Origin of the sequence: Mucilaginibacter sp. RCC_168 (assembly GCF_041355315.1) — a bacterium.
GTDB lineage: Bacteria > Bacteroidota > Bacteroidia > Sphingobacteriales > Sphingobacteriaceae > Mucilaginibacter.
Map to the genome: position 1 here is coordinate 261,480 of NZ_JBFUPN010000004.1, position 25,269 is coordinate 286,748.

General features: G+C 42.9%; 18 protein-coding genes and 1 tRNA gene. 7 read left to right on the forward strand and 12 right to left on the reverse strand.

The annotated features are described in order from the left end of the window. Positions 1–4: 4 nt before the first annotated feature. Entirely contained in the window at positions 5–3,127 is a 3,123-nt protein-coding gene (locus tag AB6735_RS05240) for an AsmA family protein (protein ID WP_370994797.1), read from the reverse strand. Positions 3,128–3,424: 297 nt separating this feature from the next. Next, positions 3,425–4,390, reverse strand: coding sequence for a quinone oxidoreductase (locus AB6735_RS05245; protein ID WP_370994798.1), 966 nt, complete (start codon positions 4,388–4,390; stop codon positions 3,425–3,427). A gap of 205 nt (positions 4,391–4,595) precedes the next feature. Here AB6735_RS05245 and AB6735_RS05250 point away from each other — a divergent pair, with 205 nt between their 5' ends. Beyond that, positions 4,596–5,315, forward strand: coding sequence for a DUF4397 domain-containing protein (locus AB6735_RS05250; RefSeq protein WP_370994799.1), 720 nt, complete (start codon positions 4,596–4,598; stop codon positions 5,313–5,315). Positions 5,316–5,470: 155 nt separating this feature from the next. Continuing rightward, a complete protein-coding gene (locus tag AB6735_RS05255; RefSeq protein ID WP_370994800.1) occupies positions 5,471–6,925 on the forward strand; it encodes an alpha-L-fucosidase in 1,455 nt (484 codons plus the stop codon). 99 nt (positions 6,926–7,024) lie between these two features. Here AB6735_RS05255 and AB6735_RS05260 read toward each other — a convergent pair whose 3' ends face one another. The 3 genes from AB6735_RS05260 to AB6735_RS05270 form a co-directional block, all read right to left on the reverse strand. Continuing rightward, positions 7,025–7,312 carry a hypothetical protein gene (locus AB6735_RS05260; protein WP_370994801.1) on the reverse strand — a complete coding sequence of 96 codons (288 nt, stop codon included), beginning with the start codon at positions 7,310–7,312 and terminating at the stop codon, positions 7,025–7,027. A gap of 84 nt (positions 7,313–7,396) precedes the next feature. Next, positions 7,397–7,470: transfer RNA gene (locus tag AB6735_RS05265), tRNA-Arg, on the reverse strand. A 134-nt stretch (positions 7,471–7,604) separates the two neighbouring features. Further along, a complete protein-coding gene (locus tag AB6735_RS05270) occupies positions 7,605–8,471 on the reverse strand; it encodes a hypothetical protein (RefSeq protein ID WP_370994802.1) in 867 nt (288 codons plus the stop codon). 269 nt (positions 8,472–8,740) lie between these two features. On the opposite strand from AB6735_RS05270, the gene AB6735_RS05275 reads away from it, so the two are divergent. Further along, entirely contained in the window at positions 8,741–9,676 is a 936-nt protein-coding gene (locus AB6735_RS05275; RefSeq protein WP_370994803.1) for a Nif3-like dinuclear metal center hexameric protein, read from the forward strand. A gap of 320 nt (positions 9,677–9,996) precedes the next feature. Further along, entirely contained in the window at positions 9,997–10,857 is an 861-nt protein-coding gene (locus tag AB6735_RS05280) for an N-acetylglucosamine kinase (RefSeq protein WP_370994804.1), read from the forward strand. 177 nt (positions 10,858–11,034) lie between these two features. Here AB6735_RS05280 and AB6735_RS05285 read toward each other — a convergent pair whose 3' ends face one another. Next, positions 11,035–11,727: an NUDIX domain-containing protein gene (locus tag AB6735_RS05285; RefSeq protein ID WP_076374039.1), complete on the reverse strand. Its 693-nt coding sequence runs from the start codon at positions 11,725–11,727 to the stop codon at positions 11,035–11,037. Positions 11,728–11,857: 130 nt separating this feature from the next. Here AB6735_RS05285 and pfkA point away from each other — a divergent pair, with 130 nt between their 5' ends. The 3 genes from pfkA to gap are packed head-to-tail and all read left to right on the forward strand — an operon-like array spanning position 11,858 to position 14,699. Beyond that, on the forward strand, positions 11,858–12,844 hold the full coding sequence (gene pfkA, locus AB6735_RS05290; protein WP_370994805.1) for a 6-phosphofructokinase: 987 nt from the start codon (positions 11,858–11,860) through the stop codon (positions 12,842–12,844). Positions 12,845–12,847: 3 nt separating this feature from the next. Next, on the forward strand, positions 12,848–13,696 hold the full coding sequence (locus tag AB6735_RS05295; RefSeq protein WP_370994806.1) for a hypothetical protein: 849 nt from the start codon (positions 12,848–12,850) through the stop codon (positions 13,694–13,696). A 7-nt stretch (positions 13,697–13,703) separates the two neighbouring features. Continuing rightward, a complete protein-coding gene (gap, locus tag AB6735_RS05300) occupies positions 13,704–14,699 on the forward strand; it encodes a type I glyceraldehyde-3-phosphate dehydrogenase (RefSeq protein WP_370994807.1) in 996 nt (331 codons plus the stop codon). Positions 14,700–14,909: 210 nt separating this feature from the next. Here the strand turns inward: gap and AB6735_RS05305 are convergent, their stop codons facing one another. The 6 genes from AB6735_RS05305 to AB6735_RS05330 all read right to left on the reverse strand — a co-directional run bounded on the left by AB6735_RS05305 (position 14,910) and on the right by AB6735_RS05330 (position 25,016). Then, complete coding sequence (locus AB6735_RS05305) at positions 14,910–15,635, reverse strand: SDR family NAD(P)-dependent oxidoreductase (RefSeq protein WP_370994808.1); 726 nt, start codon at positions 15,633–15,635, stop codon at positions 14,910–14,912. 51 nt (positions 15,636–15,686) lie between these two features. Beyond that, a complete protein-coding gene (locus tag AB6735_RS05310) occupies positions 15,687–16,592 on the reverse strand; it encodes an AraC family transcriptional regulator (RefSeq protein ID WP_370994809.1) in 906 nt (301 codons plus the stop codon). Positions 16,593–16,746: 154 nt separating this feature from the next. Continuing rightward, positions 16,747–19,164 (reverse strand): ABC transporter permease, encoded by a 2,418-nt coding sequence (locus AB6735_RS05315; protein WP_370994810.1) that lies wholly within the window; start codon positions 19,162–19,164, stop codon positions 16,747–16,749. A gap of 181 nt (positions 19,165–19,345) precedes the next feature. After that, positions 19,346–19,537 carry a hypothetical protein gene (locus AB6735_RS05320; RefSeq protein ID WP_370994811.1) on the reverse strand — a complete coding sequence of 64 codons (192 nt, stop codon included), beginning with the start codon at positions 19,535–19,537 and terminating at the stop codon, positions 19,346–19,348. Positions 19,538–19,618: 81 nt separating this feature from the next. Continuing rightward, entirely contained in the window at positions 19,619–21,562 is a 1,944-nt protein-coding gene (glgB, locus tag AB6735_RS05325; protein WP_370994816.1) for a 1,4-alpha-glucan branching protein GlgB, read from the reverse strand. Between the two features lie 976 nt (positions 21,563–22,538). Further along, a complete protein-coding gene (locus AB6735_RS05330) occupies positions 22,539–25,016 on the reverse strand; it encodes a glycoside hydrolase family 31 protein (protein ID WP_370994812.1) in 2,478 nt (825 codons plus the stop codon). Positions 25,017–25,269 lie beyond the last annotated feature (253 nt).

Here is a 25,269-nt window from a genome sequence, read left to right on the forward strand (position 1 = left end):
TATATTATTGATCCTCCGTCGTTTCCTTCAGCTCGTCCTCCTTCTTGGCCTTGCCCATTTTTATTTTTGGGTTCTCCTGGGTACCTGTGATGGTCATTGGGATACCGAATATACCGAACGGTGGTAGTCCCAGCCTGAATTGAAGATTCAGCTTACCATCCAAACTTACCTGGCCTTCAAACCTCGGCCTGAAACCCGCCATACGCATTTTAGTACGTTCAATGGTCATGATATTATTGGCAATGGTGCTTTTGATATCCACTTTGGATACGTCGCCTTTGGCCAGGCTGTCATGCCCGGTTTGTTTGCCTACGGCGCTAAACAGTTTAAAACCATACAGTTTTACCTTCTTAACCGAAAGCACACCGCCTCCTTTTATGGAAGGATAAACAGGTCTCATATCACCGTTGAGTTTACCATTCAATTTATAATCCAACGATACAATACCCTGCACATGCGCCGCTGACGAAGCCATGTCATGAAACATTTTTACTTCTTTATAAGCGCGCTGTATATCAAACTCTTTGGCATTGATATGGTAATCAAAATAAGCTTTTTGCGGTGTGGTGCTGCCATAAGTTGCATCCATAACTACAGGCGCACCTATCAGGGTAAAGCCGGTTTGTTTAAGGATGATCTGTCCATTGCTGATACTCATTTGCCCTTTGGCATCGCTGATGTCCAGGCCCATGTATTTTACCTTTTTTACATCGGCGGTAAAATCAAGATCGAGGTTGGCGGGTACCAGGATAACCCCGTTTGATTTGGTAGGGGTAGGTTTAGCCGATGCCGGAGTTCCTGCAAAGGCCATAAAGTCATCGGCAATGATGAGGTCGCTTTGCAGATTAAACTGCCCTTTCAATGTCGAATTTGGTTTGACGGCATAATCGATCGCATTAGATAACGCGCCATTCAAAACGATCACCGATTTACCATAATTGGCCGTAAACTGATCGAACTTCATTTTATCCTGGTTAAAGCTGAACAGACCCGTCTTGATCAGAAATGGTTTGGGAAACAACTCCGACCGAAGCGTAATATCTCTTACTTTCATGGTGCCAGAATTAGCCAATAGATTATACCGCCCGGCAAGGGCATCGCTTTGTTTACCTTTTAATGAAAAATTGGTACTGATAAAGCCCTTTACATCATACCCTTTCATCGCAAATACTTTATATATCTTACCAATATCCAATTGGCCGCGTGAGGCTATGCGATAGTTGAGATCATCAAAATTATGCAGATCGGCTTTCAGCATAAAAGGCTGCCCTTCAAAATTAAAGGACACCGGTTTAATGTTTACTTTCAGTCCTTTTAATGAGCTGGTATTGTTGGTGATATCCGCGCTCACCTGTATATCCTGCACAGGGTGCGGGTAGTATTTGGTTTGCACATAACCGTTCTTCAGCTCCAGTTTGGCATCGGTAACCGGGAAGATCCCGCGTTGGGGGATATACCGGCCTTTGATCTGCAAATTCGCATCCAGATCGCCGCGCACATCCATACCGCTGTCAGCAGGTAAAAACTGTTTCACATCACTCAGGTGGAATTTGGTTTGAAGACCCGCGTCGATCATCGCGCCGGCTGTATTACTCAGTTTCAAATACCCTTTTAAATAGTTATTAAGGGCAATGGCGTTCAGGTTATCTACCTGCAGGGTGGCATGAGCTATATCGTGATCTGGACAGGCAGCATTCAGGTTAAAGCTGATATTTTTTAACGCTTCCGGCAGATTGGCGTATTTGATATACCCATTGGTAAAAGAGGAATGCAGCGTAAATTTAGGGATGCTGGTGATCACCGTTTCTGTCTTTGGTCTTAACCCGCCGGTTCTTTTTAGTCCTTTGGCATATTTACCTTCGGCCAGCAGGTGCAGTGAATAACGCCCTTTCAGATCAACTGCTTTAACGCCAAAGGCGCGGTTCCATTTTTGCAGGTCGATCTCGGTATTGATCTTGGCGTAGATCTGCGGTTCCTTGATACCCTTTACTTTGATCACCGAGCCAAAATAATCTTCACCAATGTTAAAATAGATCGAATCGATATTAAGATTTAAACTATCGGGGTTAAGGCCCGGTAGTTTAGCATCCATATTGATAAACAGGTTTTTCACCGGTTCTGGTGTATTTTTATTTACTACGGAACCATCGCGTACCTTCATATTGAAAGTAAGATCGGGCATAATGTTTTTGGAGGCTATGTATTTGCCGGTAAGCGCAATCTGGATATTACCGTTGCCGCTGATATCGGTATCATCAACATATTTTTCATACTCGGCGGGCAGGGCGGTAAAAATATCACCCAGGTCGTTCTGATCAGAAGTAATGCGAAAATCCATATCATAACCGTCTTTCAGGAACTCAAACCTGCCCTTAAACTTAACCGGCAGCTTATTAATGAGCAGGTCGTTTTTCTGAAAGGCAAAAGCCAGGGATTTGGTATTGATGCTGGTGACCAGGTCGGCATTTACTTTTTTATGATGAACATAGCTTTTGCCGGCATAAATAAAATCGACAGAGGCTGCCGCGATATGGCTCGACAGATCAAAAATATCCTTGCTCAAATCGCCGCTTCCTTTATAGTTAAAATCGCTGGCACTGATTTGCGTTGGTACCGACTTATCATCATACACCAACCGGCTTTTTTCAACCAGTATCTGTTCAATACCTAAAGATGCGCTGCTGGTGTCAGCCGCGTTCGCAGGTTTGCTGTCTTTTGATTTATATACGTTGTAATTGGCCTTGCCACTGCTATCAACCTTAATATTGATAAGTGCCTGGCTCAGGTATATTTTATTGATATTGATCTTGCTTTTAAACACCGACGAAAGATCTATCGCCAGTGAAACTTCCTTAGCAGCTACCAGCGTATCATTCTGGAAAGGAGCGCTGCCATTCAACAAAAAATCATTTAATGTGAGGGTAAGTGCCGGGAACCTTTTAAAGAATGATAAGCGCGTACTTGTAAAATTGAGTTTACCGTTGATACTGCCTCCCGCCCACTGTTTAATCTTGTTGGTTATAGTTTGCGGAAAAAGATACGGCAACAGAAACATCAGCGCCAGTAAGCTTACCAGTGTTATACCACTTATTTTAAGTGTTTTAAATATGATTTTTTTAATCGGCATCAGCATAAAAATAATTGCAGATAGGGCGCAATGAAGATAAGGATAAAAGCCAAACGCCGCGGGTAAAATTATTATTAAGCTTTGTTGGTAAAATGTTTTAACTGATGATTAAATGCAGAAATATTATTGATGGGGTGTATCAAATACACGGGTAGCGGCGTAATGTATAATGTCGGTACTATAAGTTCCTTGTCCCCATTACGGGCCCCTCTAAAGGGCCCGGGGGCAGGGATATTTTATAACAAACTATTTTACAGCTTAGCCCAGGGGAAAAGCCCGACAATAACGGCCTCCTGATCAGGGAATTAAAATGATCTTTCCGGTACTTTGTTTGCTTTCCATGTACTCATGGGCCAATTTGCCGTCGGAAAGCTTAAAAGATTTTGGAGCTTGTAACACCAGCTGTCCCGAGGTTATCCAGTTAAACAATACGCCCGCTCGTTTGATCCGTTCTTCTTTTGAATCCAGATAACTCCAAAGGTCGCCGCCGGTAATGGTTTGCGAACGATCCATCAGGAGCTCTAAAGATGGTGGCGGCTCCGGTAATCCACCAGCTTTACCATATAATACTACCGTGCCTAATATCCTGGTTACCGCAAGACTGTCATTCAAGGTGCTTGCTACGCTATCGTAGGTTACATCTGCACCTTTACCTCCTGTATAATCTAATACCTGTTTTTTCCAATTGTCCTGGTATAAAAAAACCACGTCGGCTCCGGCAGCGACCGCGGCAGTTCTTTTAGCTTCAGAAGAGGTAAGGCCTATAACTTTTGCACCCAGCAACTTGCATATTTGTGTAAGCAACTGACCAACGCCTCCAGCCACTGCATGCAATAGCACAGTTTCGCCGGGTTTAACCAAATGGCTGTCTGTTGCCAGATAATGCGCCGTCATGCCTTGTAAAAGTATAGCGGCAGCGGTATCAAAGCTTATTTCGGTGGGTAATGGGATAGCGTGTGTTACCGGTACGGCAACCAGCTCGGCATTGGCAAAGGGTACATCACCAAAACTCACCCTGTCACCTGGCTTAAAATCAGGATGACCATTATTATCGGCTACTATCCCAGCGCCCTCATAGCCAGCAATATAAGGAGGTTTTCCCAGCAGGTGGTACTTCCCTTTACGCCGCTCCGTATCAGAAAAATTAAGACCGATGGCTTTCATTTCTACCAGTATATCCCCGGCCTTTAATACAGGCGGAGCGATCTCTTGATATTGAAGAACTCCGGGGTCTCCGAATGTGGAAAATGTTAATGCTTTCATATCATCTAATATCAATCTTTTTTGGGTCACCTATTTAACATGGCGAATAATTCAATATAAACAGACAATAGCATGATACTTTGAAAAACAGCCACGCCATGAACGTAACATTTAATTTACAGATAAAATTTGGGGTATCTGTAGCATTCTTACCTGCGGTATACGTAAGGTTAAGTATATGATGATCTCTACAATAATTAATTTTATGAAATACGTTCAACAAAATTTAAAAAGGCGGGCAGGCATGGTCGGGATGATGTGTTTGCTGGCTGGGCTGCTTACCTCCTGCTTAAAAAATCATGACAATGACTATGTTGAACCACCGGTAGCATATCTTTCGGTGATCAATGCTTCGCCTGACTCACAACCCGTAAATTTCTTTTTGGATCAGAACCGTGCCAATGATTTCCCCATCAATTATGGGCATGGGATTGATTATATCAGGGCATTCCCTGGTAAACGGGTGGCCAGCTTTTATATAGCGGGTACGCAGCAAAAGCTTAAAGCAGATACCATAAACCTTACTGCCCAAAAATTTTATTCTATGTACTTATCCAATGTAACCGCTACTCCGGATATGATATTAACCACCGACTCTATCAGTCGCCCGGATGCTGGAAAAGCCGCCATTCGCCTGGTGAATGTTAGTCCGGATGCCGGCGCGGTTGACCTGGGGATAAAAGCCGGTGCCTTACTGGCCGGTAACCAGGCTTATAAAGGAGCCTCGGCTTTTGTACCGGTACAGGGTAACAGCACGTATACACTGGAAGTCCGCAAAAAAGGAACTACCACGGTTTTGGTTACCTTGGCAGACTTAAAACTAAACAGTGGATCGGTGTATACCATATGGTTGCAGGGATTGGCTGCTGCCACCGATCAAAAGAAATTGAGCGCCAATGTTCAAACCAACGCATATTATTATTGATTATTAAGAAGTATCGTTTTTCAAAAGCAAAAGCCCCTGCAATGTATTGCAGAGGCTTTTGCTTTTTTTATGCAGATATAATTCTTTCCCGTAGTAAGATAAAGACACCATTCCAATCATTAAATTTGTTATCACTCCTGCTTAAAAATGCTTTTATGAAAAATTTATTGTTTTTGCTCCTTCTCCTTTTCAATATTAATATGGCCGCCGCACAAAAGTTTGAGCCCAATTGGGAATCGCTCAATAAACGAAAAATGCCTGAATGGTTTCATAACGATAAGTTTGGAATTTTTATTCATTGGGGGCTGTATGCGGTACCCTCCTACGCGCCGGTAATACCCAACAGCGGCGACAGCTATGCCGAATGGTACTGGTACCGCGTACAGCAGGATAAACAAAAAGATTATGTAGCATTTCACGATAAAAATTATGGCGCCGATTTTTTGTATCCGCAGTTTGAGCCAATGTTTAAAGCAGAGATGTTTGATCCCCAACAATGGGCCAATGTTTTAAAAAAATCAGGCGCACGCTATGTGGTGCTTACCTCAAAGCATCATGAAGGATATTGTTTATGGAACAGCGCCGAAGCCGACCGTGACTGGGGGCGTCCATGGAACGCGGTAACAGGAACGCCAAAACGTGATCTGTTAGGCGACCTTACCAATGCCGTAAGGGCCGAAGGACTAAAAATGGGATACTATTATTCTTTGTACGAATGGTTCAATCCCCTGTGGCTGAAAGACAAGAAACGCTTTGTTTCGGAACACATGTTCCCACAGTTTAAGGACCTGATAACAAAATATAAACCCTCTATTATTTTTTCTGACGGCGAATGGGAATTGCCCGATACCGCCTGGCACAGTCCCGAATTACTGGCCTGGTTGTTCAATGAGTCGCCGGTAGCCAAGGAGGTAGTTGTTGATGATCGCTGGGGCAGCAACACCCGTGGAAAAAACAACGGGGCCACTTACATCACTTCCGAATATGGCAGTGGTATGGATGCCAGTGTTATCTGGGAAGAAAGCCAGGGCATCGGTCATTCCTACGGATACAACCGGAATGAGAAGCTGGAAGATTATAAAAGCAGTCACGACCTTATCTTAATGCTGATTGATATTGTTTCCAGAGGCGGTAATTTACTGCTCGATATCGGGCCTACTGCCGACGGACGTATCCCGGTAATTATGCAGCAGCGATTGACCGATATAGGCAATTGGTTAAAAATTAACGGAGAAGCGATATATGGCACTACCGCGTACCGATATCCGTATCAGTGGAGTGCAGGGCCAAAACCGCAGAAAAAGAAAGAAAGTTATATGGCCGGCTATAGCATCGCGGAGTTGGTTATACCTAAAAAAGATACGGCATCTATAGCAGCCTTTTTTACAAAAAAAGGAAAAGATCTGTTTTGTATACTTCCCGCCTATGTACCACAAATACGTTTGCAAAATATCCATGTTCCGGCAAAGGCGGCAGTTACTATTTTAGGAAGTAAAAAATCATTGATGATAAAAAATGCCGGTAATGATAGCATCATTGATCTCTCCAGCTTAAAGCCGGGGGAAGTTCCGGCTGAGCTCCTGGTACTGAAGATCAAGGATGCTTTATAGATCGTTTCAAATGAGCTTTACCATCCGAAATTAAATTTCTTGATATAAATTTCAGTCTCAGTCTATTGTTTTAAATGAATCCAAAGGGCAGGTACACAATCAAAGAAATTGTGATACCAACTGCTCCCACTCCTCCTCCAAAGACAGATCCGGGCGAATTTGTCTTGCTTTGCCGTACCAGTAATCGGCATTCCAAATATCGCCTTCCTTACGGTGCAGGTAGGCATGGACCCAGGCCGATGCCCGGTCATTGAGCTGATCAACCTGGGCATGCGCCTGATGCCAATCGCCTTTGCCATCATACCAAAGGCTTTTCAATTGCACCGAGAGCCCGCTCACGGGCTGTTCTGAACTTAATGATTCTTTAAATTCGTTTAAAGTTTTCATAGGGATCTAAAATAAAGAAATCTGCCTGTGTATAAAAACAAAAAAGCCTCAAGACTTTCGACTTGAGGCTTCTGACTTAAAAAGTGATCCCATCAGGATTCGAACCTGAGACCTACTGATTAGAAATCAGTTGCTCTATCCAGCTGAGCTATGGGACCATCGCGAGTTTTTCGCGGTGCAAAGATGCAAAATTATACGAAAATATCAATCAAATTTTTGAATTCAGTTACCATTTGGGTCGGAATGCTGCTTATTCCTTTCCTTTTATAAAACGTTCCGGTATTTTGAATATCTATGCTTTGATTATTTTGCCCGTAAGCAAATCAACATTATAGGTTTTATTTTTAATAACTACACTTGCTTTGTGGTCACCTAAAAAAGTAACAAGACCTTCATAATACCATTTGATACTATTGGCCTCGCCTACAGCTGCAAAAGTTATGGTGCCTCTTGTTATATCGCTATTTTTTGACAGATCAATACTTACATCCTTCAACGTATAATAAGCATGTACAGATGATGGGATCAGCGTTTTCTTAGTCGACGCGGTATCAACAAATGATTTAATGCTTCCATTAAAAGAAATAAGTTTGCTACTGCTGCCATTAATAGCCAGAGGCACATTACTATCAAAAGCCTTTGCCTGATAAAAAGCTTTTATATTATGAATAAAAAGTCCGCTGGGGGTTTGGCCGGTTGTTGCCAGCGAGTCATAAGCTACGTATCCGTTTAACAATCTAAAAACAGTAAAGGGTTTTGTTCCCGGAATCCTTATGGTATCACTCTTACAGCTAAAATAAAATTTGAATAATCCGCTGGTTTGGGAAGTAATGGTATCGCCAATAACCGTTTTATAATTTACCACCGTATCCGGAAAAAAAGAGCACAGGTCCACAAGTCCTGATACAAGCGGCTTTGATTGTTTAATGGTAGTAAGATCGGGCAGGATGAGCCCCTTATTAATGTCCACACCTCCGTAAGCACCAGACAGGGTTTGTGTTATATTTCTGATGATCTGGTTGGTAGCAAGGCTTGCTGTGTCTGTAGTAGATACCGGTGGTTTATTGTTTGGATTTAGTTTCACTTCTTTCTTGCAGGCAGTATAAAATAGCGAGGCACCCGCTAATACAATAAGAAGGCTTTTGAACTTTAGTTTCATGATAAGGGAAGGTGTAGATTTTTCTTAATATGTTACGATTTGATATTTGTGGATTTATCGCGAAGCAAGCAATTGAGATGCCGTTTACCGGTTAACCAAACAAAAAAGTCAATTTAACCGTAAAGCAATGATGTGCCGGTTTATTAAGTGCTGAAAGCTACTCCTGACATGAGTAAAACAATGGACTATGGGGAAAAACATCGGGCAAAATATTACGCATAAACCCTTTGTCTATTCTTTATATTTGACTATTACCACAACCAAATATCATGAGCACAAACAATTATCCATTCCAGCTGGGTCTGGATCAGTCCAGGCGCAAATTCATTTATAATTTTACTAAAGCTGCCGGCGTTGCCGCTCTATTAACCTCTCCTGTAATAAGCCATGCTGACAGTTTTTTTGTTCCGCCCGCACCCGTAACTGTTGGGGAAGTTATGGACATGTTCATCAATCAGGTACCCGGCGCTCCTTTCAACAGTACCGTTGATACACTGAAGGCTGGCAGCCGCGACATTCAGGTTACCGGTATTGTTACCACCATGTTTGCTACTGTTGAAGTGATCAGGAAAACTATTGCTTTGGGAGCCAATTTTATTATTGCCCATGAGCCTACTTTTTACAATCATCAGGACCAAACAGCCTGGCTGGCCAATGACGATGTTTATCGTTATAAAGCCGATCTGCTTCAACAACATAACATAGCCGTATGGCGTAATCATGATTATATACACAGTATTAATCCCGATGGCGTTAGGATGGGGCTATTGAAGCAATTGGGCTGGCAGAGTTATTATAATCCGGTTGCTACTAATGTGTTGATGCTTCCAACAACATCTTTAAGCTCGTTAATTGGTCATTTAAAGCAGAAATTATTTATTGATAAGGTGAGATATATTGGCGATTTGAAGCAAAACTGTCAAAAAATATTGCTGATGCCCGGCGCTGCAGGCGGCACCAGGCAAATACAAGCCATGGGCAAAGAAAAACCGGATGTGTTGATATGCGGCGAGATACAGGAATGGGAAACTGCCGAATATGTTCGTGATGCGCAAGCTAAAGGCCAAAAACTATCGCTCATCGTACTGGGACATATTGCCAGCGAAGAGCCCGGTTCTGAATTTATGGCAAACTGGTTAAAAGAAAAGTTACCTGGCATGAAAATAACACACGTATTATCCAACAATTCTCTTTCATTTTTGTAGTTGTTAGGCACAATGAATAATAAAGCAGAAGTAACATTATTTGTTGCTAAATAATTTAACATTACGTACAATTGCAAATTAAGTACTTTAATTACCGGTGTGCTAATTACATGTTAATCATACACTTGTTATAATTAATGGTCTTTTTGATTAAACATGTATCAACATTAATATTTAATGTGTTTTTAAGCGATAATTTATGTAAAAACAAAGCCTGATTGACTTGAAAATCGCAATTTTTGTTTTTTAAAATGGAAAGTGTTTTTTTTACAATAAGTTAATCATACTTTTAACCCAATTTTTTTAATAAAACTTAATTTATGATCATAATTGCTGACGGTGGCTCAACTAAAACAAATTGGTGTCTGGTTACCGAAGAAGGTAAAAAAGTGTATTTTAACACTGAGGGTTATAACCCTTATTTTTCAAGTACGGAATATATCATACAATCTTTAAATGAAAGTTTGCCAACCGACCTGGAGAAGGATGAAATAACCGAAGTAAATTATTACGGCGCCGGCTGTTCGACACCCGAGATGCGTAAAATTGTTGAGGAAGCCATGAAAGTGGTTTTTACCAAAGCAAAGGTGAACATTGGTCATGACCTGCTTGCAGCCGCCCGTGCCCTGTTAGGTAACAAAGAAGGCTTCGCCGCTATTTTAGGCACTGGTACCAATACCTGTATCTATGATGGTAAAGAAGTGATCAACAATATCGACTCTGGCGCTTACATTTTAGGCGATGAAGGCAGCGGTTGCTACATAGGCAAAAAGCTTTTAGTTGATTACCTGCGCGGTTATATGCCCGAGCCGGTACGTAACCTTTTCTGGGAAACATTTAAACTTACACCTGATGATATAAACGAACAGGTTTATACACAGCCGCGTGCCAATCGTTTTTGCGCCAGCTTCAGCAAGTTTGTTTATGATAACAACGTACATATCGAATACTCGCGCAACCTGGTACGTACCTCATTTGAAGATTTTTTCCGCAACCTGGTAACGCATTACCCCGATTATCAAAAATACACCTTTAACTGTATCGGTTCAGTAGGCTATAATTTCAGAAACGTTCTGGAAGAAGTAGCTACAGAAAATGGCATGGTAGTAGGCAGCATTATCCGCTCGCCTATAGACAACCTGGTAAAATACCACCTGGAACTGGCTCCGAGCTCTTTATAAGAATAAAGATTTTTGGAACAAGGATAAAGGACAAAAAGAAGGGCCGGAAAAAATTTCCGGCCCTTTATATTTTACTTTTAAATCTCTGACCTTTGATTAGTAAAATTCAGAGATTAGAATGATTTATCAGCTCTTTATCATTGCTCCTTGTTCCAAAAATCCTTGCTCCATGCCCCCTTATCCAATATTCATCTCGCCCTGGAATATTTTGCCGTATTTACGCTTGTCGAACTTATATAATTTAGCGGCGCGGTAGGAAACTCCTTTTTGTTTTTCGTCAAGCTCTTTTAAAAATCCATAGCTCAGCATTTTCTTTCTAAAGTTGCGTTTATCCAGCTTTTTACTCAGCACTGCCTCGTAAAGGGATTGTAATTGGGTTAATGTGAATTTTTCGGGTAATAACTCAAACGCAATCGGCTGATAGTGCAGCCTCCTGCGGATCTTGTTAAAACCGGTATTAAATATCTCGCTGTGGTCAAACGCGAGCTTTGGCAGCTCGTTAACAGGGTGCCAGAAAGCCTTTTTGGCATACTGGGTAACCGGTCGTAGTTCTTTTTGCCCATTTATACGGATCAGCGCATAATAAGCCACGGTGATAACCCGGCCCTGGGGATGCCTGTTCACTTCGCCAAAAGTATGAAACTGCTGCATGTGCAAATCGCGCAAGCCGGTAAGCTCATACAAAATACGCTCGGCAGCATCGTCAATACTTTCGTCTTGTTCCACAATATAACCAGGCAACGCGAGTTCATCTTTATAGGGCTCTTCGTTACGCTCAATAAGCAAGATTTTAAGCTCGCCGGCTTCAAAACCAAAAATTACGCAGTCAATAGAGAATACGGAATCAAACTTGGGTAGCATTACTTCCAAAACGGTACTGGGATTTAAGTTTAATTGTTAAATATATGACCTTAATTCCTAATCCAAAAAAAAACAAATAAAATTTAATGGTGTAATTTACACACACTATCTTCGTAGCGCAAATCTAAGTAATGTAAAAATGCAGAAAATTTCAAAAATTGCGGTTTTAACTTCTGGCGGTGATGCTCCCGGAATGAATCCCTGTATCAGGGCGGTTGTTAGAACAGCACTATACAATGGCCTTGAGGTTGTTGGTATCAGGCAGGGTTACAAAGGACTTATTGAGAACGATATGTACGATATGGACAAACGTTCGGTAAGTAACATACTTAATTTGGGTGGTACTATTTTAAAAACAGCCCGTTGTTTACCTTTTAAGGAGGACGAAGGCATGGCCACCGCCTATAAACACCTGAAAGAACACGGCATTGATGCCCTGGTGGTTATTGGCGGCGATGGTACGTTTACCGGCGCGCTGCGTTTCTCAAAAAAATATCCGGACATTGCCGTTATGGGCGTACCAGGCACCATTGATAACGATTTGTGCGGCTCAACCTATACCCTGGGTTTTGACACGGCTACCAACACGGTTATTGAAGCCATTGATAAGATACGTGATACAGCCGACGCACATGACCGCTTATTTTTCATTGAAGTAATGGGCCGCGATTCTGGCGCTATAGCCTTACGCGCGGGTATATCCTGCGGTGCCGAGGCTATCCTGCTTCCTGAAAAACAAACCGCTATTGAAGATCTGATCAAGAATCTGAAGGATGGTTCATCTAACAAAAAATCATCAAGCATTGTTATTGTGGCCGAGGGTGATAAAAATGGAGGTGTGTATGATGTGGCCAAGGCTGTGCAAAAAGAAGTTAAAGATTACGATATTAAAGTAACTATATTAGGCCACTTGCAAAGAGGTGGCAGTCCATCAAGTTTTGACCGTATTTTGGGTAGCCGGCTTGGCTATGCCGCTGTAAATGCGTTAATTGCGGGCGAAACACAAAAAATGGTAGGTTTGCAGGCCAACCATATTCTGCTTACCAGTTTAGAAGAAGCCCTTAACCAACATGAATTTAAGCTGGAGGCCGATCTTTTGGAAATGGCAGATATATTATCGATATAATTAATGATTGCAGTTGTATATAGCGGATCGTACTTTGCACATTGGCGGCTTGCCGATAAAGGCCGAACTGTTGCTTCCTTTAAAACCAATGGCATCAATCCCTATTTTAACGACGAAAAGTATATCCTGCAGCTGCTCAACAAAAACATTAACCTGATACACCACGCCGAAGAAATAAAACGTATTTATTTTTTTGGCGCCGGCGCCTCCTCCAACGAGCGCAGGCAAATTGTATATAACGCGCTATCGGCCTTTTTTAAATTTGGCAAAGTAGTAGTGGAGCATGATATTACGGCAGCAGCAATTGCCTGTTGTAAAAACTCTCCAGGCATTATCAGCATTTGCGGCAGTGGCTCCAACGCGGCCTGGTACGATGGCAAAAAGGTATTGGACAACAATTATGGCCTGGGTTATATTCTGGCCGATGAAGGTTCAGGTAACTGGCTGGGCCGACAGCTGATCAAAGGCTATATGAACGAAACCCTGCCGCCTAACCTCAAAAAGAAGTTTGTAAACAAGTACGATGTAGACAGAAAAACCTTGTTAGAGAAGGTTTACCGGCAAAAACAACCTGCTTTGTTTTTAAGTTCGTTCACCGAATTTTACCAGGATAACCTGCACGACCACTATCTGCAAAACGTCATAAAAAAAGGTTTTAGCAAGCTAATTTCAACATATTTACTACCTTTATCAAAGCAACATCCGGGTGCCTCTATTCATTTTGCAGGCACGGTAGCTGCCAACTTTCAGGAGTATTTACATGAAGCTGCATCTGAGGCAAACCTTCAAATAGCAAATATCATTAAAGAACCTATAAATAATTTATTAACCTACTATTCTAATAAAAATTAAAAAAATCATGAAAATAGGAATTAACGGTTTCGGCCGTATTGGACGCCTGGCATTCAGAGCCGCAATTGAAAGACCCGACATTGAAGTTGTTGGTATTAATGACCTTGTTGAGCCTGATTATATGGCTTACATGTTGAAATACGATTCAACTCACGGCCAATTCAAAGGCACTATTGCTGTTGAAGGCGGACATTTGGTTGTAAACGGTAAAACCATCCGTGTTACTGCTGAAAAAGATCCTGCTAACCTTAAATGGAGCGAAGTAGGTGCCGAGGTGGTTATCGAATCAACCGGCCTTTTCTTAACTCAGGAAACCGCACAAAAACATATCGATGCCGGTGCTAAAAAAGTTGTAATGAGCGCGCCAGCAAAAGATGATACCCCTACCTTTGTAATGGGTGTTAACCATAAAGAATTGAAAGCCGATCAAACTATCGTATCAAACGCTTCATGTACTACCAACTGTTTAGCACCTATCGCTAAAGTATTGGACGATAACTTTGGTATCGAAGAAGGTTTGATGACCACTGTACATGCTGTTACAGCTACTCAAAAAACAGTTGACGGCCCATCGGCTAAAGACTGGAGAGGCGGCCGCGGTGCTTACCAAAACATCATCCCTTCATCAACCGGTGCTGCTAAAGCGGTTGGCTTAGTTTTACCTCAGTTAAAAGGTAAATTAACAGGTATGTCTTTACGCGTACCCGTTGCCGACGTATCTGTAGTTGACTTAACTGTACGTTTGAAAAAAGGTGCTTCATACGAGGCTATCAAAGCTGCTATGAAAGCTGCATCTGAAGGCGAATTAAAAGGCATTTTAGGTTATACCGAAGATGAAGTTGTGTCTGAAGATTTCAAAGGTGATGCACGCACTTCAATTTTTGATGCCAAAGCTGGTATCGGTCTGAATGATAACTTTGTTAAAGTAGTATCATGGTACGATAACGAATGGGGTTACTCAAACAAACTGATCGACCTGGTTCAGGAATTGGGTAAGTTCTAATCTTGCTCCATCAATTTTAATTTATAACACAAAGCCTGCGGTTTACCGCGGGCTTTGTTGTTTTGTAGCCTATAAAAAGACTGTAATGCTGAGCCCTGTCGAAGCATGGTGGGCGGGCCTCTGCACACGAGTCTTCGACAAGCTCAGACTGACAATCCCCTTATTTTTATCCTTGCTCCTTACTCCCCAAATCCCTACTCCCCCCAAAACCTACCAGGGCGTCTCTCCATAGTCGCTGATGTATTTGCCTGTAGGGCCGTCCTTATCCAGCATGGCGTAGGCTACAATTGGTGCGGCGCCGTCTTCTACCGGTTTAGGACCCTGATTGTGGTTAAATTCGGTATTGGTATAGCCGGGGTTTACCGCGTTTACTTTGAAAGAGTCCTTCAGCTCAGCAGCCAAAGCCACGGTGTAAGCATTCAGAGCTGTTTTTGACGGACCATAAGCGGCTGATTTAAAATGGTAATGCTCCCAGTTAGGATCGTTATGCAAGGTAAGCGAGCCCAGATCGGATGTCACATTCACTATCCTTGGGTTTTCGGCCTTCTTCAGCAGATCAATAAAAATTCTTACCGTACGGATCGGACCGAAAAAATTCACCTCAAAAACGTTGTGCAGCGTTTCATCATCGGCATTTGAAGGTGTTTGCGGGAAAGCCCCTGGAATGCCGGCGTTATTGATCAGCACATCTAATTTGTCAACGCGTTTGATCAGATCATCATGAGCCTGCTGAACAGAAGATTCACTTGTAACATCTATCAGCAACAATTCAACATCGTTAAAACCTTCGGTTTTTAGTTGCTCCACGGCCCTGTCGCCATTGTCTTTATCCCTGCTGCCTAAAAATATATGATAGCCCGCTTTGGCCAGCTGGCGTGCGGTTTCCAGACCAATTCCTTTATTGGCGCCGGTTATTAAAACTGTTTGTTTATTCATAAAGCAAAGCTATCGAGGCCTGCTTAAATAGCTGCTGCACATTGCCGGGCATTAACTGTACATTTCCCGGATTTGCTCCCGGTAGCCTGCTGGCGGCGTACCTGCAATACGTTTAAAGAAACGATTAAAATAAGCCGCGTCATCAAACCCAAGCTCATCGGCTATTTGCTTTACCGAAAGTTCGGTGTGCAGTAAACGGCGCTTGGCCTCAACAATAAGGCGTTCATGGATGTGCGTAATGGCTGTTTTACCGCTTTGCTGCTTTATTACATCGTTCAAATAGCCGGGTGTAAGGTTTAGCAGATTTGCGTAATCGGCAACCTCATGCAGGGTATCATAATGTTTGCCAATAAACTCCTGGAAGCTTTTCAACAGGCAATAGCTCAGCGTGAGGCAGCTTTCGCTGAATTGTTCTGCGTATAGCCTGCTCAGATATATCACCAATACCCTAAGCCATGAGGTAAGCATCTGGTTGCGCCAGGTGCCATCAGCATTAAATTCTGCCACCATTTTGCGCATTACATCCTCAATAAAGTTTACGTCGTCGGTGGTCAGCAGCAGTTCATGGGCCCCGGCAGGGTTTTGGATAATAGGAAGTTGCTTTAAGGTACGATTTTCTTCTAACTGCAAAAACTCATCGGTAAAGCTGGCCATAAAACCTTCCATTTGTCCTGCATGCTCTTTTAGATGCACTTGTTGGGGCACGGTAAAGTAAAAAGTATCTGGCTTAATGGTATAAGGCGTAAAATCTACCCAATGGCGGTTATTCCCTTTCTTTACTAAAACAAAGAGGTAATAATCCTTTCGGTGAGGTAACAGGAAAGCCGGATCAAGCTTAAACACGCCACAATTTTCACTGGCCTCGCGTACTTCGATCATGCTGCTGCCAATGGAGCTGTTTTGCAGCAGTGAATAGGTTGGTATTGCTGGTTTCTCGGGCGTAGTTAAAACTGACATACCGCAAAATAACGGAATTACCAATAAAAATCGGTCATCCTAAGGTACAAAGGGCTCTATCCGCAAACATGCATACTTTGCAACATAGATACTTTGACCTTTCAGCATGATCTGATATCTCCTTGTTCCTTATCTAAAAATCCTAACCTTAACATCATTCCGTCTTCAAACTTTTAACCGGATTTGTTAAAGCGGCTTTTACACTCAGGTATGATACTGTAGCAAACGCGATCACCATCACCACAGTAAATGGAATAAAGAATAACAGCGGACCGATATCAATTCTGAACGCATAGGTTTGCAACCATCTGCTGATGGCATACCAGGCCAGTGGCGCCGAAATCACAAAGGAGATAACTACCAGCGCGGCGAAATCCTTATACAGCAGGGTTAAAATACTATTCACTGTTGCGCCCAAAACCTTGCGGATGCCGATCTCTTTAGTACGTTGTACAATGGTATAGGACACCAGGCCAAACAAACCCAAACAGGCTACAAAAATGGCTATGCCTGTAAATACGCCAAACACCTGTCCAAAACGCTGGTCGGCTTTGTATTGCTCATTAAAATGCTGATCCAGAAAAAAATAGTCAAACTGGTCGCCCGGGAAAAACGTGGCCCAGGTTTTCTTCAAATCTGCAACTGTCTGGGTGATATTAGTTGAACTTATTTTAACCGATACAGAGCCCCGCACATCAGGTATACATCTGAAAATGATAGCATCGTAAGCATCACGCAGAGATTGCTGGTGAAAATTATCAACCACCCCCACAATGGTATAAACCTGTCCCCAGAAGTCTATTTTTTTTCCCAGCGCGTCCTCCGGTTTATTAAAACCTATTTGCTCTGCAGCTTTTTTATTAAAAACAACACTATGGGGTTCGTCGCCATAATCTTTTGAGAATTTTCGCCCGGCTATTAATTTTTGGTCATAAGCGGTCAGGTAATCATAATCGCCGCCAATAATACGATACTGTTTGCCCTGGGTTTGGTCGGCGGTAGTTAATTTGATCCCACCAGCATTCCAGAATACCGGCTCACCGGGAACTGTAGTTGATACCGTAACACTTTTTACTGCTGATTGGGCCAACACTTCCTGCTTAAAAGTGCTCATGCTTCTGTAAAAGGAATCAACCTTAACCAACGGTGGTTTGATCACCAGTGTCTGATCAATTTTTATTCCCAGTTTTTGGTTTTGCATATACGTTAACTGCCTGAATACGGTAAGTGATCCGATGAGCAAAAATATAGAGGCCGCAAACTGGAACACTACCATGGCCTTGCGCAAAACCACACCTTTGGGCGATGCCAGTATTTTACCTTTCATAACCTCGACAGGTCTGAATGAAGATAATACAATGGCAGGGTAAAAGCCGCTAAAGAATGATCCTAAGATAAATATACCCAGTAACGATCCCCAGAAGATGGGTCTGGTAAACATGGCAAACTCCATTTGCAGGCCCGATACGCGCGAGAACACCGGTAAACAGATCAGAATAAACACTAAAGCGAGTATGATGGCCAATCCATTAAGCAGCATGGCCTCAAGCATAAATTGGGCAATCAACTGCCCTTTTGCAGAACCCAGGGTTTTACGAACCCCAACCTCCTTGGCCCTGCCGATGCCCCGGGCTGTGGCCAGGTTAATATAATTGATCCAGGCAATGATGATCACAAATATAGCTATGCCCAATAATAAGTAAACTGATTTTCCATCGCCATTAGGTTGAAATTCAATCATCCGGTTGGAGTACAAATGAATGCTTTGTACAGATTGCAGCGTGTATACGCCACCCTCACCCGAACCTTTATACCCATCGTAAACCTTTTTTACTATAGGTATAAACTTACGCTCCAGCACTTTCGAATCAACACCCGGCCTCAGCAACAAATAAGTTGTACAGCCGTCATTTAACCAGGCATTATCCAGGTTAAAATCCTTATTCGGCGGATTATCCTTAAGCAGGGTATTATATGATTGTAAAAAATCAAACTTCATGTGCGAATTAGCCGGGATATTTTTCATTACACCGGTAATTTTTAATGGCTTATCGTTATTGACGATCAGCGTTTGCCCCACCGGATTTGCATTACGAAAAAGCGTTTGGGCAACTTCTTCAGATATCACTACCGTATTGGGTTCTCTTAAGGCTGTTTTGGGGTCGCCACTGATGAAAGGGAACGAAAAAATATTAAAAATGGAGGGGCTGGCGAAGTAATTATTCTTAATCACCATTTTCTGGTCCTTATAATTGGCCAGTAACTGCCCTGCGCCAACAATCTTTACAAAATCCTCTATCTCTGGCAAAACGGCCTTAAAAGCGCTGCCCGGCGCAAACGCCCCGCCTGCCCATTGGGTGCTTAACTTGCCATTGTTATACCTATCCTGATTAATGCGGTAGATGCGGTCCTTTTTAGCGTGGAAATTATCGAAACTTAATTCGAAACTTACATACTGTAAAATTAACAGACATGCTGCCATGCCTATTGCCAAACCAACAATATTAATAAATGAGAAGGCCTTGTTTTTAGAGAGATTTCTAAAAGCTACAAGCAGGTAGTTTTTCAACATAATCAATCAGGTTTTATGCCGCAATTACAGCTAAAAGCATACCCTGATTATAAATTACTGAAATTCAACTATTTAAAATAAACTCCGTTTAATAACTGTTCGGATTCGTTACAATTATTGTTCAGTATTGAACAGGGAAACAAAGTTACATATCACTCGATATCAATCACTTAAAGCTTATTCACATCAGCTCGCTGTCCTTTTTTTCGTGATAGGTTTTGTAAGCGAGGTAAAAAAACAATAAGGACGGAATAGCGTTCAGCAATACATTTTGAGCACTGACCTCGGGATAAGTTATGATCACCTGCACTATTAATGATATGAACAGCAAACTGCCAATAGCGATGTACAGGTAACGGAATTTAGGATTCATAAGGTATTCAATTAACAATGTAACCAAGCTAAACGGGTATTTCCGGTTAATGGTTACATTGTTGATCGAAATTTAAATCTGTTACCGTTTCAACTCATATTTGGCCGGCGCGTCCTTAGCTATCTTAAACACGGTAGCGCCAAGCGGCGGCAGCGTAATAATAATTGAATTATCCTTGCCATGCCATTTTACGGCTTCGGCAGTTACCTCGGGCGCGTTGGTTAAGCCACTGCCCCAGAATTTTTTAGCATCGGAGTTAAATATCTCTTTCCATTGGCCACCTGCGGGTACACCTATGCGATAATTATGGCGCGGCACGGGTGTCATATTTAAAATAATCACCAGGTCGTCTTTTTCATTATGGCCCATACGTCTGTAAACCAATACCGAATCGTTGGCATTACCGCCGTCTATCCATTCAAAGCCACTAAAATCAAAAGCTTTTTGATATAGGGCCGGTTCATCACGATACAAATGGTTCAGCGCTTTTACCGTTTCGCTCATGCCCTGGTGGTTGGCATACTCCAATACATGCCATTGTAAGGATTGCGCAAAGTTCCACTCGTCGCCCTGGCCAAATTCGGCGCCCATAAACAGTAACTTGGTGCCTGGGTGCGTAAACATATAGCTGTACATTAAACGCAGGTTGGCAAACTGCTGCCACTCGTCGCCCGGCATTTTACGCAGCATAGATCCTTTGCCATATACCACCTCGTCATGCGAAAAAGGCAGCATAAAGTTTTCGGTAAAGGCATATATGGTACTAAAAGTAATTTCGTTGTGATGGTATTTACGGTTGATCGGATCTTCCTTAAAGTAGCCGATGGTATCGTGCATCCAGCCCATCATCCATTTCATGCCAAAGCCTAATCCCCCTAAATATACCGGGCGACTAACCCCGGTAAATGAGGTAGATTCTTCGGCAATAGTTTGTACCGATGGGAAATGACTGTAAACGGCCTCATTAAACTCTTTCAGGAATGAAACAGCTTCCAGATTTTCGTTTCCACCATAAATATTAGGTTCCCACTCCCCATGTTTACGGGAGTAATCCAGATACAGCATGGAGGCTACCGCATCCACACGCAAACCATCTGCGTGATACCTATCCAACCAGAACAGTGCGTTGCTGATCAGGAAGGCCCTTACTTCGTTACGACCATAATTGAATATGTACGATTTCCAATCCGGATGAAAGCCTTTGCGGTCGTCGGCATGTTCATACAGGTGTGTACCATCAAACTTGTACAAAGCATGGGCATCGCCAGGGAAATGTGAAGGGACCCAGTCCAATATTACGCCAATACCGGCCTTATGAAATTCTTCAATCAGGTACATTAGCCCTTTTGGATCGCCATAGCGAGAGGCTGCCGCAAAATACCCGCTGATCTGGTAGCCCCAGCTTGGGTAAAACGGCGATTCCATGATCGGCATAAGCTCCACATGGGTAAAGCCCATTTCTTTAACGTAAGGTACCAGCTTATCGGCCAGTTGGGTATAGGTTAAAAACTCATCAGGGCTCTCCAAACTGCGTGCCCACGAGCCAGGATGCACCTCATAAACACTGTATGGCCTATCCAGGCCGTTATGTTCCTGCCGGGTGGCCATCCAATCGGCATCTTTCCATTCGTAAAAAGTATCGGCCACAATAGAAGCCGTGCTTGGTGGCACTTCCCACCTGAGTGCAAAGGGATCAGCCTTTTCCAGGTCCTCCCCTGTTGATGCCTTGATATAATATTTATAGGTTTCGCCCACGCCCACATTCGGGATAAACCCTTCCCAGATACCCGACGAATCCCAGCGGGCATTTAAGCTATGCGAACCCCGGTTCCAGCCGTTAAAGTTGGCTATAACCGATACATACTGCGCATTTGGCGCCCAAACAGAAAAATAGGTACCGATAACTCCATTATGCTCCAGCACGTGCGAGCCAAACTTTTCATACAGCTTATAATGCTTGCCCGATTTAAACAAACTGATATCAAAATCGGTAAAACGGCTGTATGGCTCTACCGCATTCAGCATTACATGAGTTTTAGGTGTGGATGGCTTTGCTTTTGCAGCTGGTTTCGCCGTTTCGGGGGTTGCAGCTTTTGGTTTTGGAGCAGTTTTTTTAGCCGTTGCAGGTTTTTCTGCCAGTGTAACTACCTTTTTATCAGCCGCTTTTACGACTTTCTTCTCTTTTACAGGTTTTGTTTCCGGTAACGGGGTTTCGGTTTTCTTTGTTTGTTTAGCCATGATATAATAACCTGTTAAGGCATGTTAGAATAACCCAATGTACGGGAATGTTTGGTTTATATACTATCAAATATAACAGGATTTACAAGATTTTGATTGGATTTAAAAGATTATACTTTGATCCATGATTTTAATCCACCACCCCTCACCATCCGATGACCTGAAAAACTTTTTAAACCTTAAATTTTAACACTTTTCTGCTCAAATAGAGAGTAAAAACGTTCGAAAATTCATTCAAAATCATCGATTTTAACACTTTTTAACAAATTCCAATCCGGTTTTGAGTGATTTTAAAAACTTTAAAAAGTATTAATTTTCTGACTATCAAAGAACTACATACAACACGATCGGTTTTTGGCCTTGTTTTGGTCTTAACAAAACAGCCCGGTTTTCTCTTTTTGAGGAAACCGGGCTGTTGTTTATATAAAGATACGAAATTTAGTTGGAAGTTGGAAGTTTAAATGGCTGCCTTTTATGTAGTCTGAAGACTACCAGCATAGTAGTCCGAAGTCGGAGACATTCGGACAGCGCGAGATGATCCTCTTCACGCGTCATTGCGAGGTACGAAGACAACCGACCAGAGGGAGCTCATTAATACCTATAAATAAAAACAAACACAATATTAATAATCTCTAAGCAGGTAGGGGACTAAGCTTGTATACTCTGTACAGTATAGAGATTACTTCGTACCTCGCAATAACGTATCGAAAAAGGGAGAGAAAAGCCATGTAAATCAAAAAGGCCCCGTTTGGGGCCTTTTGCTTTATTTTAAAATTTCGATGTGTTTGAAATTCTTGCTGAACTTGAATTCTACCGTACCATCGGTATTGATGATGAAATCGCTAACCACTTTGCCATCGGCCAGTATTTTGCCGGGTTTGAATGGCAAGCCGATAATGTTGAGGTGATAACCTTCATAACGCGGGGTATACAGACCTTCCATGCTCTGGTGGATGGTCATCTGGCGGGAATTGCCATTGACCACAAACTTTTTCTCGAGGTAAATATCCTGCTCGTAAGCAAAGGTTTCGCCATAATCTTCAAACAGGAATGAGTTTACTTCATAGTCTGAATAATAGATGTTCTGTTTAACCTCTTCTATTTCGTGCTCACCAACGTATTGCATTACCGGGTACTCGGGTATTACCGAACCGGCTTTTACAAACAGGGGTATAGTTTCCAGCGGCGTGGCTACGTTTACTTCCTTACCACCGTCTACAATTTCGTGCGTCCAAAAGTTAAACCATTTGCCTTTTGGCAAATACACGTTTCGGTTGGTTTGCCCGGGTTCCATTACCGGGCAAACGAGTATTTTATCGCCATAAGTAAACTCATCCTGGCGGAAGTGGTTGAGTTTCACATCCTGCTCATGCATCACTATGGGCCTTAATATCGGGAAGCCATAACGGTGATGCTCCCAGAAGGTGGAGTAAAAGTATGGCATCAGCTTATAGCGCAGCTCGATAAACTTACGGTTGATGGCTGTAAATGGCTCGCCAAAGCTCCAGGGTTCCCGCTCCTTGGTATCGCCCGCCGAATGCGCGCGCATGAAAGGCGAAAATGTACCCATCTGGATCCAGCGGGTAAACAGTTCGCCATCGGGCTCACCGCTAAAGCCGCCGATATCGGTACCGCAAAAAGGTATACCCGATACAGAGAGGCGCTGGCATTGGATATTACCCAATTTAAGATGCTCCCAGGAGGCCACGTTATCGCCCGTCCAAACGGATGAGAAACGCTGCACGCCCGAGTAGCCTGCCCTGGTAATGGTAAAAGGGCGTTTATTTTTCATGATGTTACGCAAACCCTCATAGGTTGAGCGTACCATTTGCATACCATATATATTATGTGCCTTACGGTGCGATCCGCGGAAACCATCGTATTGATGACGTACATCATCGGGGAAAGTACCGGCGCCAAATACGGCAGGCTCATTCATATCGTTCCAAACACCGGCTACGCCCATTTGTACCAGTTCGTCAAACAAACCACCCCACCAGGTACGTACCTCGGGGTTGGTAAAATCGGGGAACTGGCATCGGCCCGGCCAAACGTGGCCCTCCATAAAGTAATCATCGCTGCGGCGGCAGAAATATCTTTTCTCCTTACCTTCCTTAAACACCGCATAATTATCGTCGACCCGGATCCCCGGATCAATGATCACCACGGTTTTAAAACCATCGGCCGCCAGTTCGCTGATCATTTTTTTAGGATCAGGAAAATATTTTCGGTTCCAGGTGAAACAGCGATAGCCATCCATGTAATCAATATCCAGGTAGATACCATCGCAGGGAATTTTATTATCACGGAAACCCCTGGTGATCTTTTTCACCTTAGCCTCGGGATAATAGCTCCAGCGGCATTGGTGATAGCCCAGTGCCCAAAGCGGCGGCATAGGATGGGTTCCGGTTAAAATATGATAGCTTTTTACCACGTCCATCATATGCGGACCGTGGATGTAGTAGTATTGCAGTTCGCCTCCATCGGCCCAGAAACTTGTTTTGGTGGTATCCTCGCCGCCAAAATCAAACTGTGCCTTAAAGGTATTATCAAAGAAAATACCATGCGCAATACCTTCATTTACACTGATGTAAAAGGGGATACTACGGTAAAGCGGGTCCTGGTTCCACTGAAAAGAATAAGCATCAGTATTCCAGTTTTTCAGGCGTTTGCCCCGCAGGTTAAACTCGGTTGGTTTATCGCCCAGTCCAAAAAAGCTTTCCTCGGGATGGCAGGTTTTGGTACAAAAAACATAATAACCGCCAAACTTCACATTCTCTTCCCAGTGCATGGGCACAGCATCGGTACTGGTTACGTGGTTATTGCTATCAGAAAATGATATAAAGAAATCCTTTTTACGGATATGACAGTTTATCGATTTAGTGGCTACGCGAAATTCCAGCTCGTCTTCAAATAAGGTAAATTCCGCGGCTTTATGTTCCAGTTTTGGAACCGCGTAGGAAAAATCTTCGAGGAAAACGCCGTGTGGAGCAACCCTGATCCGGATGATCTCGTCCGTTACCACTACCACCTCTACTTTCGCGTCGCCATCGGTAAAGTAGAATTTATTCCCCAGCTGATCGGCATGATTAGGCGTACCGAGGTACTTCTTGATGATGGGTTTTATAGCATCGGCCGGGTTATTGAGATGGTGAAACTCTTCGTCTTCTTCTTCAAGTATGTGCTCGGCTTCAACTAATTTGCGAGGTATCAGCTCCTCATTTGGTATATTACTTTCCATTCAAATCTATTAGGGGTCTGCTACAAATATGTATAAAGTGTACTTACTACGCAATATACGACTATTGAATTAATGAAAAATCATTAACCGTGCCATTCAACGTGATTTCTCATAAATTTAATTAAATTTTCATATCGATTTTTTATTGGTGGGAGGTTACTTGCGCTCGTTTGCAACCACAGGTGTTGGGAAGACGAATGGATAACCTTAACTTTAGGGGTATATGCGAGTACCCGACTTGTTGAAGTTGATT

Bases quoted from the DNA above. Each gene is read 5' to 3' on its own strand.
- AB6735_RS05240 (WP_370994797.1), bottom strand. From the start codon at position 3,127: ATGCCGATTAAAAAAATCATATTTAAAACACTTAAAATAAGTGGTATA.
- AB6735_RS05245 (WP_370994798.1), bottom strand. From the start codon at position 4,390: ATGAAAGCATTAACATTTTCCACATTCGGAGACCCCGGAGTTCTTCAA.
- AB6735_RS05250 (WP_370994799.1), top strand. From the start codon at position 4,596: ATGAAATACGTTCAACAAAATTTAAAAAGGCGGGCAGGCATGGTCGGG.
- AB6735_RS05255 (WP_370994800.1), top strand. From the start codon at position 5,471: ATGAAAAATTTATTGTTTTTGCTCCTTCTCCTTTTCAATATTAATATG.
- AB6735_RS05260 (WP_370994801.1), bottom strand. From the start codon at position 7,312: ATGAAAACTTTAAACGAATTTAAAGAATCATTAAGTTCAGAACAGCCC.
- AB6735_RS05270 (WP_370994802.1), bottom strand. From the start codon at position 8,471: ATGAAACTAAAGTTCAAAAGCCTTCTTATTGTATTAGCGGGTGCCTCG.
- AB6735_RS05275 (WP_370994803.1), top strand. From the start codon at position 8,741: ATGAGCACAAACAATTATCCATTCCAGCTGGGTCTGGATCAGTCCAGG.
- AB6735_RS05280 (WP_370994804.1), top strand. From the start codon at position 9,997: ATGATCATAATTGCTGACGGTGGCTCAACTAAAACAAATTGGTGTCTG.
- pfkA (WP_370994805.1), top strand. From the start codon at position 11,858: ATGCAGAAAATTTCAAAAATTGCGGTTTTAACTTCTGGCGGTGATGCT.
- AB6735_RS05295 (WP_370994806.1), top strand. From the start codon at position 12,848: ATGATTGCAGTTGTATATAGCGGATCGTACTTTGCACATTGGCGGCTT.
- gap (WP_370994807.1), top strand. From the start codon at position 13,704: ATGAAAATAGGAATTAACGGTTTCGGCCGTATTGGACGCCTGGCATTC.
- AB6735_RS05305 (WP_370994808.1), bottom strand. From the start codon at position 15,635: ATGAATAAACAAACAGTTTTAATAACCGGCGCCAATAAAGGAATTGGT.
- AB6735_RS05310 (WP_370994809.1), bottom strand. From the start codon at position 16,592: ATGTCAGTTTTAACTACGCCCGAGAAACCAGCAATACCAACCTATTCA.
- AB6735_RS05315 (WP_370994810.1), bottom strand. From the start codon at position 19,164: ATGTTGAAAAACTACCTGCTTGTAGCTTTTAGAAATCTCTCTAAAAAC.
- AB6735_RS05320 (WP_370994811.1), bottom strand. From the start codon at position 19,537: ATGAATCCTAAATTCCGTTACCTGTACATCGCTATTGGCAGTTTGCTG.
- glgB (WP_370994816.1), bottom strand. From the start codon at position 21,562: ATGCTGAATGCGGTAGAGCCATACAGCCGTTTTACCGATTTTGATATC.
- AB6735_RS05330 (WP_370994812.1), bottom strand. From the start codon at position 25,016: ATGGAAAGTAATATACCAAATGAGGAGCTGATACCTCGCAAATTAGTT.